The organism is Tenacibaculum aiptasiae (assembly GCF_008806755.1).
GTDB classification, from domain to species: domain Bacteria; phylum Bacteroidota; class Bacteroidia; order Flavobacteriales; family Flavobacteriaceae; genus Polaribacter; species Polaribacter aiptasiae.
The window spans coordinates 179,885-192,708 of the sequence record NZ_WAAU01000011.1; the positions used below are offsets into that span (position 1 = coordinate 179,885).

At 29.8% G+C, this 12,824-nt stretch carries 13 protein-coding genes; 2 read left to right on the forward strand and 11 right to left on the reverse strand.

All coding sequences use genetic code 11. The features are described from left to right. Window positions 1-78: 78 nt before the first annotated feature. From F7018_RS07770 to F7018_RS07800, 7 genes are all read right to left on the reverse strand, one after another. Window positions 79-525, reverse strand: a complete 447-nt coding sequence (locus tag F7018_RS07770) for a hypothetical protein (RefSeq protein WP_150899474.1) — start codon at window positions 523-525, stop codon at window positions 79-81. A 177-nt stretch (window positions 526-702) separates the two neighbouring features. Continuing rightward, complete coding sequence (locus tag F7018_RS07775; RefSeq protein ID WP_150899475.1) at window positions 703-1,314, reverse strand: alpha/beta hydrolase; 612 nt, start codon at window positions 1,312-1,314, stop codon at window positions 703-705. 231 nt (window positions 1,315-1,545) lie between these two features. After that, complete coding sequence (locus F7018_RS07780; RefSeq protein WP_150899476.1) at window positions 1,546-2,445, reverse strand: hypothetical protein; 900 nt, start codon at window positions 2,443-2,445, stop codon at window positions 1,546-1,548. Between the two features lie 79 nt (window positions 2,446-2,524). Continuing rightward, window positions 2,525-3,385 carry a hypothetical protein gene (locus F7018_RS07785; RefSeq protein ID WP_150899477.1) on the reverse strand — a complete coding sequence of 287 codons (861 nt, stop codon included), beginning with the start codon at window positions 3,383-3,385 and terminating at the stop codon, window positions 2,525-2,527. A gap of 4 nt (window positions 3,386-3,389) precedes the next feature. Next, window positions 3,390-4,262 carry a hypothetical protein gene (locus F7018_RS07790; RefSeq protein WP_150899478.1) on the reverse strand — a complete coding sequence of 291 codons (873 nt, stop codon included), beginning with the start codon at window positions 4,260-4,262 and terminating at the stop codon, window positions 3,390-3,392. Window positions 4,263-4,358: 96 nt separating this feature from the next. Next, window positions 4,359-5,411 (reverse strand): helix-turn-helix domain-containing protein, encoded by a 1,053-nt coding sequence (locus F7018_RS07795; RefSeq protein WP_150899479.1) that lies wholly within the window; start codon window positions 5,409-5,411, stop codon window positions 4,359-4,361. A 92-nt stretch (window positions 5,412-5,503) separates the two neighbouring features. Then, entirely contained in the window at window positions 5,504-6,061 is a 558-nt protein-coding gene (locus F7018_RS07800; RefSeq protein WP_150899480.1) for a YceI family protein, read from the reverse strand. Window positions 6,062-6,147: 86 nt separating this feature from the next. Here F7018_RS07800 and F7018_RS07805 point away from each other — a divergent pair, with 86 nt between their 5' ends. Beyond that, window positions 6,148-6,969 carry an AraC family transcriptional regulator gene (locus F7018_RS07805; RefSeq protein ID WP_150899481.1) on the forward strand — a complete coding sequence of 274 codons (822 nt, stop codon included), beginning with the start codon at window positions 6,148-6,150 and terminating at the stop codon, window positions 6,967-6,969. Between the two features lie 39 nt (window positions 6,970-7,008). Here the strand turns inward: F7018_RS07805 and F7018_RS07810 are convergent, their stop codons facing one another. From F7018_RS07810 to F7018_RS07820, 3 genes are all read right to left on the reverse strand, one after another. Then, window positions 7,009-8,853: a M1 family metallopeptidase gene (locus F7018_RS07810; protein ID WP_150899482.1), complete on the reverse strand. Its 1,845-nt coding sequence runs from the start codon at window positions 8,851-8,853 to the stop codon at window positions 7,009-7,011. Window position 8,854: 1 nt separating this feature from the next. Further along, window positions 8,855-9,259, reverse strand: a complete 405-nt coding sequence (locus tag F7018_RS07815) for a hypothetical protein (RefSeq protein WP_150899483.1) — start codon at window positions 9,257-9,259, stop codon at window positions 8,855-8,857. Between the two features lie 64 nt (window positions 9,260-9,323). Further along, window positions 9,324-10,964, reverse strand: coding sequence for a S8 family peptidase (locus tag F7018_RS07820; protein ID WP_150899484.1), 1,641 nt, complete (start codon window positions 10,962-10,964; stop codon window positions 9,324-9,326). Between the two features lie 87 nt (window positions 10,965-11,051). Here F7018_RS07820 and F7018_RS07825 point away from each other — a divergent pair, with 87 nt between their 5' ends. Next, window positions 11,052-11,255 carry a hypothetical protein gene (locus F7018_RS07825; RefSeq protein ID WP_150899485.1) on the forward strand — a complete coding sequence of 68 codons (204 nt, stop codon included), beginning with the start codon at window positions 11,052-11,054 and terminating at the stop codon, window positions 11,253-11,255. Between the two features lie 76 nt (window positions 11,256-11,331). Here the strand turns inward: F7018_RS07825 and F7018_RS07830 are convergent, their stop codons facing one another. Then, window positions 11,332-12,177, reverse strand: coding sequence for an MBL fold metallo-hydrolase (locus F7018_RS07830; protein ID WP_150899486.1), 846 nt, complete (start codon window positions 12,175-12,177; stop codon window positions 11,332-11,334). Between the last annotated feature and the right edge of the window lie 647 nt (window positions 12,178-12,824).

A 12,824-nucleotide genomic window follows, 5' to 3' on the forward strand; every position in this document is an offset into this window, starting at 1 on the left:
AATTACATAATATACTTCTCTTTTTAGAAAATTAATCAAATTAAAATGTCTTCGTTTTCCACCTGTTTTTATAGTTTTCTAACTTCTATATTTTTCTTTTTTTCTAAAAACCATATTTACTTTATAGGTTCCTTCTCCTCCATCTACTATATTTAAAATATCTTCTCCATCACTGTTTCTATTACTTGGCATTATTGCATTAGCGTTATAAGCATTTACATAATCGAAACCTAACTTAGACATTGCGTTTAATAAATCGGTTTGATTTCTTACTCTTAGCTTATCTCCATCTTGCAATAATGATTCTAGCTCTTCTAACTGATCTTTATAAGTTGATCTTTTTTTATCTATTATAATATTAATCCCTCCCAACAACTTTGTGTTTTGCGATGTTATAATAACATATTCTGGTAGTTCATTAATTCCAATACTTGATGATTTTACTACCGATAACTCCTGTCCCTTTACATTTAAAGCTGTTACTAAAAGCATTAATACCATTGTTGTTTTCACTAATTTTTTCATGTTTTTAAATTTTTGTTTAATAAAAAAACTCATATACAATATCTTTTTACAGATAAGGTATATGAGTTTCCATAGGTTAAATTTCTTGCTTTCCCTATTTCTTCCTTATGTTGGAAAGCAAGCTTGTATTTATTTGCTCTATTCGACGCAAGCCTTATAGTTTTGTTACAACATTTGTTATGATTTTAGCATCTTATATTTTATGATTTCTTCTTCTGTCATCCAATGTATATCTTTAGCTGCGGCTGCATTTATAGTAAAATAATAAAATGCTTTTGCTTCTTCGTTTGTAAAACCAATAGATCTATAATAGTTTATATATGGTAAATGATTAGCATGTCCTACTGGAAAATCAGTAGCTTCATTTTGTCCATTGGACCAAGAATGCACCCCTATTTTTGTTCCATTCTCTCTTGTTCTCTTTTTTCCTGCCAAGAAAAAATCTACTCCTCCTGATGCTATTTCTGCGTTATTTAACAAATGAATTTCAATATTTAAATCATAAACTCTTTTTGCTACTAATAAATTAACCTCATCATCTGAAGAACCATCACACTGCTTGATATTTATTTTGGTTACCTTAGGATTTTTTTGATATAACTTATTAAAATTGACTAACGAGTTACTATTAATAGTTCCATTCATTTCAACAGTCTTTCCGTCTTCTAAAACTTTAAATATTCCAAAAACACTTTGAGAACCGTTAACTACAACTTCATCATTTTCGGAACAGCTTACTAATAACATTAAAAATGCTATTGTAACCATTACTATTTTTCTTGCTTTCATTTTTCTTGGTTTTTATATTAAACAAAAAAGCACATACTCTAAAAATTATCTTTACGACAATTACTAAAGTATGTGCTCTTAACACAGGGTTGATAAATTATATTTCCAATTTCTTCTCTAGTGCTGAAATATAATTTTATAAAACTAAATTAATTTTTATATAAAACATTTCAAACACATCTTACCCTACTAGAAACCAAAGTGATACATTAACAAACTTGAAGAAACTATTTATTCACCATACATTGCTAATCTCTCTAAAATAGCTTCTGAGGGCGCTTTCATTATTTTACTAACAGTATTTTCTACCAGTTGGTAACCTCTTGGAAACTTCTCTTTTAACTCTTCTTTATTTCTTATAGTCCATTCTTCTTCGTTTGGCCCATACTTTTCTTGTAAATCCCAATATGCACTAATTAACCAATAAGCAAATTCTTGCACTATTACTCTTTGGTATATTTCTTTTTCACCTTCCATATCCTTATAACTACTTACATCATAAAAACCTTTCTTTATTGCTTCTTGCATTATTAGATATACTTCTGATTCCTTATTATTGAAAGCCCATTCTTTTGAATACTCGTAATGCAAACCTATGTCGGTTATAAAATGTAGTAAGTGCTCTACTACTTCCATAGTTTGCCCTGGTTGCTTATACATGATTACATCGCAAATACTACATTCTTTTTCGTAAGTATTTTCCATCTCTATCATTACTTCTTCCGACATTGAATCGTGGTGACCAACAATTACTGGTATGGTTGCATTATACTGTAATAGATTGTTTAATACTTTATGTTGCCTTGACAAATTGAGAACACTATCTTGTGGAAACATTTCTTTCATTGTTTGCCCAACATCTTTCAAAAAATCATCTGAAACCTTCTCCATTATTATAAAATCTAATCCCAAGACATTCATTTTCTTTGAAAAAACACCTTTTGCTGATTCTATTTCAATAGTTGAATTTAATGGATTTACTTTTTTGGTATTTTGAACTTCTTTAAATACACAGCCTCCTATTTTATTTAAAGCTTCTATTTTTTCGACTTTGCTTTCTTTCGATTTGGTTGTTATTACACATGCTTGTAACAAGCATACAACAACTGCTATGGGTATTATTTTCTTCATATTTCTTTATTAAAAATACTCCTTCTCTTAATGAAAAGGAATATTTAATTTACATCAATCAATTCAACTTAAAACACATTTATCTTCTATAAGTTCCATCTGGTAAAACTGTTGGTAGCTTATAGGTTGCATTTGTAAGCAAACTATAAATATCTTTATCTGTAGCCTTCACTTTTGCTTTCGTATTTAATTTCCATTCTTGCTGTATTTCTCCTAATCTATTTGCTTGTGCTCCTAGTATAGAAGTCATTGACCAGTAAAAATATTCTACTGTTTGACAACTTGCATAATCACAAGTACTATCATCATATGTATACCAAGCTTCTGCTGGATATGGATTTGGAATTGTTTGAAAATATCCTCCTCTAGCTTTATCCATTGCATTAGCTAACTGAGTTCCTTTTTTTAAGCCAAAAACATTTGGATATGCTTTTGCATGACCAGCAAGATTAATTATGTGCCATATTTCTTCTAATGAAGCATCAAAACGTCCTGTATGACCATTTGTATGCCACCCTGGAACAGTTTCATCTGCTCCTAAATCTTGTCCTTCGTATCCACTTGGAAAACTTATATTGTTGTTTTGGTTCTTCCACATAAACAAAAATGCTTTGTTTTGTTTCATTGCATCTAATACTAATTGATTGTCTACAACTCCGTCTTCATTATTATCTAGATATTGCGCCATTATATTTGCTGCATGTAATAACTTTACATCTTCTACTCCAGCTAAAGCATAAATTGGAATTCCAAAAACCATTACTTTTTTAGGAAAACTACTGAACCCAGTATCTTTATTTGCTTCTATTTTAAAATTAGGGTCATTTCCCGGATTAATCTCTCCCGATGGTGTTGCTACATTGGTATTATCTGAACAGGAAGCGCTACTGAAAGTAATAATTAATGTTGCTAGTACTTTTAAACTTATAAACTTCATCATAATCTTATTTAACTTTTGTTCCTATCATTTTTGTATATCCTGCATTTACTTGCATTGGTACTTTTTTCTTTTTCATAAATTCTAATGCTTTCTTCTGATGTGAGTTTAACTTATTACTCTGCCCTGCAAAATTGATTGCCCAAATTTGATGTATATACTCGTTTACCGCTGTTACTTTATCATAATTACCGTTTTCTTCTGCATTTTGTACTGAAATGTCATATGTTTTTGCCGCAATATCATCATCCATATATTTACGTAAAACTCCTCCTGTTGTAAACTTAAATTCTGGATCTACTCTACTAAAAGCTTCTGTTACTGTATGAAATGTTTCTTCCCAAAGCGCGTTAAATACTTGTGGCCTCCATGTTGAAGAATTTAACTCAGAAATTGTCCAGCCTTTCCCATTATAATCTTTTACATAAGGCCAATTATCTGTTTGCATGCTCATTCCATACAATCCTTTTCCTTCTACTAAGTTTGCTGCTGATATTTTATCGACCATTGATAAAGGTCCAGAAATAAAAACTAACTTTTGTGCTAACCATTTATTTAACTCTTTTTTATCATCATCAATAACACCATCGTTATCCTGATCTAAAAAAGAACTGAACAAACGCACACTATGCTCAAATATATCTTTACCTGTTGTTCCCGGTGTAGTTTCACTTGAAGTTGGTTTTGCCGCACTTCCTACAATATAAAAGCCATTAATATGATGCACATAATCGGCATTTGCTTTTAAATAGGTTTCTAATGCATTTGTATTTGTTGCTCCTCCTTCCTCAACTATGGTGTCATTTTTTGAACAAGAAATACTACTAGTTATTAAAATTGTAAAAGTTATTATACTTACTGAAAACATTTTTTTTATCATAATCTCTAAGTTTTAGTTCAACTACTTCTTGAACATTTAACTTCAAAATTATAACCATAAGTATAACTAAACACACTCTATAAGTCCGAGTTTCGGTTACTCAGACTTCTTTAAACTTTCCTGATATTGTTTCGGAGTAACACCTTCTAGATTTTTAAACGCTGTATAAAATGTTGATTTTGAAGAAAATCCTGCTTCTTGAGCTAAACCTAACAAGGATAATTGTGCTGCTTTAGGTGAGGCTACCAATTTTTTAAACTCTTGTACTCTAAATTGATTTACAAAATGATAGAAGTTCTTTTTTGTATGTGTTTTTATCAATTTAGAAAGTTGTCTTTCTTTAATATTTACTTTTTCTGATAGTAATCGTAAGTTTAAATTTCCATCTAAATACAACTTCTCTCTTTCCATAATTTCTAACATCAATTTAAATTGATTTTCTGTATCTATAACATCTATTTGTGTTTCTTTTTTCTCATCTATTTGAAATAATGAAGTGGTAAATATTTCTTGTTGTGAAAAACCATTATAAGCAATCCAATAAATCATAAAGAAGGTTAGAATTGCTGATGAAAAAGCAAAATACTGCGTTATAATTTCGTTTTGAAACCCAATAATATCTTCTAGAATCCAAAAAACATGAAAGAATAAGAATATGTACACAATTGTTCGAATCCATAAAAGTGTTTTATTCTCTATATCCGAATAGTAATCTGTTACTTTATTTTGATGTTCTTTTATATTTTTAAGAATTATATATAAGAGTATTAGATTAAATACATATTCAAACCACTTTATTTCTTCTTCTGGAAAATCTATTAAATTTGATATTACAAATGGTATAAATAATAGTAAATAAACCGTTTTAAACTTAACATTTAAAGTAGAATACACATAAAGTAATAATAAAGGAATTGTAGCTAATGTTGTTTGAATTACCTGAATATGTATTGTTTCAAAAGTTAGTGACTCTAAAAAAGATTCCAATACTTCTATTCCCAAAGACCATAAAAACGCACCTAAAAAGATATTTGCATATTTATTTTTAGACTTTAATGTTATTAACAAAAAGCCAAGCATTAGTGCCGTAGCTATTGATAATATGTCTATTATCGACACTAAATTTAATTCAAACGTTACCTGTTCCATTTTTTAAAAGTACAACAAATAAAAAAGGCAAAAAACTAAGATAGCTTTTTGCCTTAAAGGGAAAAATAATTTGTCGTAAAGACAATTAATTTTTATTGCTGATTCATTTCAATATTTATAGTTACAGCTACGTCTTTTCCTACTGGGTTCATTCCTTTTCCTACATTAAAATCTTCTCTTTTTATAGTAGTAGTTAATTTTAACCCTGCTTTCTTTTTGTTGTTTCTTCCTTCGATAATACCATTTAACTTTCCTTTAAAAACTACTTCTTTTGTAATTCCTTTAATGGTAATATCTCCTTTTGTTTCAAACTCTTTTCCTTCTAACTTTTTAAAAGATGTACTTTTAAATACAATATTTGCATGTTTTGCTACATCGAAAAAATCTGCCGCTTTTAAATGATTATCTCTTCCTGACTGATTTGTATTTATTGTTGCTGCATCTATGGATACTTCAAACTTTGGGTCTTCAAACTTATCATTACTAACTGCTGTAATATCAAACTTTCCAAAGTTTCCTGTTACTTCTGAAATCATAAAGTGTGATACTGAAAAAGTAATTGACGAATGTGCATTATCTACTTTCCAAGTGGTTTGTGCATTTATGGTTAACGATACAAATGCTATAAGCGAAAAGATTATTTTTTTCATTATTTTTAAGTTTTTTAAATCTGTGACGAAAGTATAGTTCGTTTTCCTTTAAAAGTTATTAAAAACAGAAAACTACTTATGAATTTATGCCTAATGATATTCCCATTCATAGCTTAACCACTGCTTATAACATAAATGTAGCTCCCATTTCTCATAATAATAGTTATGATTTTAATACTATTCATAAGCATGATTATTTTGAAATTATGTTTTTTGAAAAAGGTGGAGGTTATCAACTTATCGACTTTACCAAAGTTCCTATTGAAGAGAATAGCTGCTATATTATAAAACCTAAACAATTACACTTAGTAAAAAGACATTCTGAAGCTGATGGTTTAATGATACAGTTTACCAAAGAAATGCTCTTTTCTGAAGCTTTTTTCTTACTTAAAAATTATTCTGACTCTTCTATTGTTTATCATAAAAACCCAAAATTAACTACTGTTTTTTTTGATTTATTAAACACTATTCTGAATGTTCAAAAGAGCAAATCTGAATTTTATAAGGAGAAATCAATTCACCTTCTTTCTACTCTTTTATATTCTTTAGAAGAAAATAGTTCGAATACCAATTTCAAACAAACTTCTAAAACTATTATTCAATTTATCGATTTGGTTGATATTCATCTTAATTCTAAAACTATTAATGAATACGCTCAAGCTCTAAACATTTCTAACAAGAAGCTTTCCTTATTGGTAAAAAACGAATTAAACACAACTCCTTTAAAATATATTCATGATGTTTTAATATTGAATATTAAACGCGATTTAGCTTTTAAAGAACTTAGTCATAAAGAAATTGCCTATAATTACAATTTTGACAGCCCTTCTAACTTTAGTCTTTTTGTAAAAAAACAAACAGGTTTTAATCCTTCCGAGCTTCAAAAAGAACTCATAAAAAAAGGCTGAGATAATTCTCAACCTTTTCTATTTATATGTTTACTTTATTTACTCTTTTGTAAATGTATTGTTCGATAAATTAATATCTGCCATTAATTTTGATGGGTCAATTTCTACCGATTTTACATCTTTTGATGCTTCAAATGTATAGGTTGGATGTGCAAATGTCCAATCTTTTATAACTGTTGCATTTGTTGGTTTTTCTCCTCGCATCATACGTAATGGTATGTTAAATGCTTCTTTTGTACCATCTGTATAAATTACCTCTACGTCTATTGGCATTGGCATTTTACCTATTCTTTCTAAAGTAATATCTTTTCCTTCTACAGATTTCACTCCATAATCTATTGTATGTGTAGTTTGTGTCCATTCGTTTAAGAACCAATCTAACTGCATTCCTGAAACTTTTTCTGCTGTTCTTTTAATATCGTTTGGTGTTGGATGTTTGAATGCAAAATCGTTAAAATACTTTTTTAATGTTTTTGCTACATCTTCTTGACCTATAATATACTCTAGCTGTGTTAAAAAGATATTTCCTTTTGAATAGCTTCCCATTCCGTAAGCCATATTTGTATGATATCTATCTGCATGAGTTGATAATGGCTCTTCTGCATTATTACTCACAACATAATTATAGTATCTATATGATCCTGTATGTGGATTTTCTTTTCCTTTATTTAAAATTTCATTCTCTGCCTTGTTTGAAATATAGGTTGTAAAACCTTCATCCATCCAAGGGTGTTTGCTTTCATTTGTTGCTAGTAAAAACTGGAACCATGTGTGTGCTAACTCGTGTGCTGTTACACCAAATAAACTTCCCCATTTACGTTTTCCTGTTATTAAAGTACACATTGCATACTCCATACCTCCATCTCCTCCTTGGATTACTGAATATTGTTTGTATGGGTACTGACCTATATGCTTACTAAAATAATCCATTAACTCTGCAGTCTTTGGCTGTAACTTCTTCCAGTTTTCTTGAAAAAATGGCGATAAACTCTTTTTGTATAAAAAGTGTAAATCTATTCCATTTTCCATTTTATATGTATCATGAATATAGTCTGGATCTGCTGCCCAAGTAAAATCGTGTACATTTGGTGCTTTAAACTTCCATGTTAATTTATCTCCTGATGGTAAATTTAATGCTTCGTTTTTATCTTCGTATCCGTGTCCTACTTCTTGTGCATTTTGTACATATCCTGTACCTCCAACTACATAGTTTTTATCAATATGTAAGGTTACATCAAAATTACCCCAAACTCCGTGGAATTCACGTCCTAAATAAGGTGGTGTATGCCATCCTTCGAAATCGTACTCGGCCATTTTAGGGTACCATTGTGTCATTGATAACGCAACTCCTTCTTTGCTATCGCGACCTGAACGTCTAATTTGTTTTGGTACTTGCGCATCAAAAACCATATCAAACGTTACACTCTCTCCTGGTTGAATTGCTTTGTTTAAAGTTACCTCTAAAATAGTCCCAACAGTTTCGTGTTTTACTTGTTTACCATCTTGTTTTAATGTATTTACTTTAATATACCCTATTTCCGATGGTAATAACTTACTTATTCTATCGCCAACTCTTTTATCTGGATCTTTGATATTTCTTGAACGCACATCCATTTGAGATCCTGGCTGAAATGCATTAAAATACAAGTGATAAAATACTTTGTTTAATACATCTGGTGAATTGTTAGTATATACTAACTTTTGAACTCCTTTGTACTGATATGTTTTTACATCCATATCAATATCCATAGTATAATCTACATGTTGTTGCCAATAAGTACTGCTTGCCGAAGTTTGCTTATTTACAGGTGCTTTATCTACTTTTTTAGATGCCGCACAAGAAATCATTGACAATATTGAAAGTCCTAGTATTATTTTTTTCATTTTAAACTAATTTAATTCCCATGTTGGTTAATGTCTTTTTTAAGTTTTCTATTTCTTCTAAATTTCTCAAAATAGGAAAACTTCGTCTTTTTCCGTTTAATAATTTTAAAAAGATACGTTCTTTTCCGTATATCTTTTTTACCTCTAGTCCTTCTATCTCTTCCAATTTATATATTGATTTCCAAGATCTTTTTGTAAAAAAGAAGAATATTACAAATATTGAAACTAATGCAAGAATTGCTAATCCAATAAAAAGTAATTCGTTTTTTTCAAAACTTATATATGATAGTTGAAAAGCCATATTAAAAACATTTACTGCCATTAAAATGATAATTAACCATGTATGGTTGGCTACTTCGTCTTTAATACTAATTTCTTTATTTAATTTATTAAACTCTAACTTCATAAGTTATTTATAACAAAAAAAGAGCATCAAAATATAATGCTCTTTTCGTTTTTTTATGCTACTATTATTTTCTTCCGTTTACCATTCTGTCTGCCATTCTTACTGCATTGTATGCATTAACAACACGACCTGAAACTGATAAATCCGCGAAAGGAACTATTTCTTCTTTATTACCATATCTAGCACCAGTACCTGGCTTAATAACCTCTAAATCTATTTTAGTTCCTGAGTTCATCAAGATGTGTTTTACCTGACTTGCAGATAATTTTGGATAATAAGAACGTACTAATGCTGCTACACCTGCTGCTGCTGGAGAAGCCATAGACGTTCCACTAATTTTCTTATAAGTACTATCTGGATATGTTGAGTGAATTTGTACTCCTGGAGCAAACACATCAACATTTATTTTTCCGTAGTTTGAAAAAGTTGCTGGTAATTTTTTATCATAGTTAGCACTCATTGCTCCTATTGTTAAAAAGTTATCTGCTACTTCGTTTACTAAGTCTGGTGCATCGTTTGGAAATGTTTTTTCTACATCTATATTTTTACCATCATTTCCTGCTGCATTTACAATTAATACATCTTTAGATGCTGCATATTTAATTGCATCATAAACCCATTCTTTATTTGGTGAAAATCCTTTACCAAAACTTGTATTAATTACTTTTGCTCCATTATCTACTGCATAACGAATACCTAAAGCAACATCCTTATCATACTCATCTCCATCTGATACTGAACGTACTGCCATCATTTTTACATTATTAGCAACTCCATTCATTCCTATTCCATTATTCCTTTTTGCACCAATAATACCAGATACATGAGAACCGTGAGACTCACCTTTTTCTGAATGACCTGTATTACCATTTCCATATCCTGGTTTATCTTTAATATCATAAGCATTGTCTCCTACAACTGTACGATAATCCGTTTTTAAGTTATCTCCAGCAATTGTAGCTTCTGCAGTTTTCACCAAACCACTTAAAACTTTTCCAATACTAGCTAAAGTATAACCATTTCTTTTTGCAAAATCTGCAGTGCCTATAGCAGCTTTTAATTTTTCATCAGTAGTATTAATTGCCTCTATTTCTTTATCAGTATAATCTGATTTTTTGAAATATTTTGTTAATAATTCATCTGCAAATTTTACACGTGCTAACATTTCTCCATAACGCACTTTATCCTTTTTAGCTCCTTCAATTTTTTTAGTTTGAAATGCTTTTACTTCTTTTAATGTTTCTTCATCAGCAATTGAAGGATTCATTAAAATACGCTCATATTCTAGGTGCTCTTTGTATGATTTTCCTAAGAAGTTCCATCCGTTGATATCATCAACATAACCATTCTTATCATCATCTATTCCGTTTCCTGCTATCTCTTTAGTATTTACCCAAGCAACATCAACTAAGTCTTCATGTTTTAAATCGGTACCTGAATCAACAACTCCCACTATTACTGGTACACTTTTCTTTCCTTTCAAGAACTCATATGCTTTGTTCACACTCATTCCTGGAATGGTATCTGTTGCTAAATCTAGGTGTTGCCAATTATCTTTTTCGCTATCCGTTAACTTTGCTTTTTTTGCTGGAAGGTTTACTACGGTATTAGACCCTGTTGGCACAGGCACTTTACTAACTGTTTTACAACTAGCTAGAATTGATACTGCTACAGCAGAATAAAATACTGGCTTTAAAACTCTCATGATATCTTTAAATTATTTTATTAATCAAATGTAAATTTATTATTAATATTTATATATTTAGCCTTTATTAACAAAATTTTAAACAAAATGAAGAGCATTGAAAATTTAAAAGCATTTGAAATTTCTAAAGAAAAAAGAAAAAACATTAATGGAGGATCTGTTCCTAGCAACTATGAATTACTGACAGGAGATTATAGTGGTGGAGGTTTTGGCGATGGTGGTGGTAGAACACTTGGCCCTTGTAGAAGATTTTCTCGTAGGCACCCTGTAGGTTCTAGATGTAATGATTAGTTTCTACAACTAAAAAAGAATTTCAACTTTTCATAACCCCTTAGTAGTTTTATATAACTCTAAGGGGTTATTTTATTTATCTAAATACATCAGTAAACTTATAACTATCTTTTAAGCGTACTCCTTTTTCAGTATGCTTTACAGTTATTACTTCATTATAGGCATCATGCTCTAAAAACAAGTAATATTCTTTATCTGCAGCCTCATTTAAGAAGGCTTCTTTTTCTTTTAGCGTTAATAGTGGTCGTGTATCATAACCCATAACATATGGTAATGGTATGTGACCTGCAGTAGGTAATAAATCAGCCATAAACACCAAGGTTTTGTCTTGGTATTCTATTTTTGGAAGCATTTGTTTTTCAGTATGTCCATCTTTAAATAATACATCAAAGCCAACATAATCTTTTGCATTTAAGTGTAAAAAATTTAGTTGACCACTTTCTTGTATTGGTAATATATTTTCTTGTAAAAATGATGCTTTTTCTCGTGCATTTGGATGAATTGCCCAATCCCAATGACGTTGGTTACTCCAAAATCGTGCATTTTTAAAGGCTGGTTCGTATCCTGTTCGAAATTTATTCCATTGAATTGCTCCTCCACAATGGTCAAAATGCAAGTGTGTTAAAAATACATCGGTAATATCATCTCTATGAAAACCATATTTTGCTAATGAAGCATCTAAAGAAAAATCTCCAAATAAATAATAATACCCAAAAAATTTATCTGATTGTTTATTTCCAATTCCAGTGTCTATCAGTGTAAGTCTATCACCATCTTCTATGAGCATGCATCGCATACTCATAGATATCATATTCTTTTCGTCTGCTGGATTTGTTCTTTCCCAAAGTGATTTTGGTACTACTCCAAACATGGCTCCGCCATCTAATTTAAAATTACCTGTTTCTATCGGATAAATTCTCATAATCACAAAGATGCAGAATTTTAACGAAACTTTTTGTTAAGGAAAGTAAAAACATTAATATTAGGCTTTTAAAATTTGTTTTCTTAAGGGTTAAAATTTATAATTTTTACTCATAGCTACTTTTCTTTCTTATGTTTAATTTGAATGAATTTTACTAGAGATCAAAGAAAGTTAAAGCTAATTGGCTAGGTTGTTTTTTATTTCCTAATGACTAATTCTAGCTTCTAAACTAACATATTTATATTTTGAAATTATATTCTAAAAATCGAGAATATAAACTGCACTAGAATAGTTTACAGGTTACACAATAATTAAGACTTATCATTACCGCATTTGTAGCTCATATAATACCCCATCTATATTATAAAACTAAAAAAAAATAAATTATTTAGACTAAATGCTAACCTTCAATAAACGCTGGTTTTAAGTTATCCTAAAATGTATAAATAAACAATATAATACGGTTTTAAGTCACTTTTAAAAATCAAACAAGCACATTACTTTAATTTTAAATTTTCAAGCTTAAAACTCATATAAACCATTTATCATCATTTTAGGGATCTTTATATTTAGATTTAGTGTAAAAAAAAACCTCAATCTTATAAAATAAGATTGAGGTTAAAAAGAAAGGCAACGACCTACTCTCC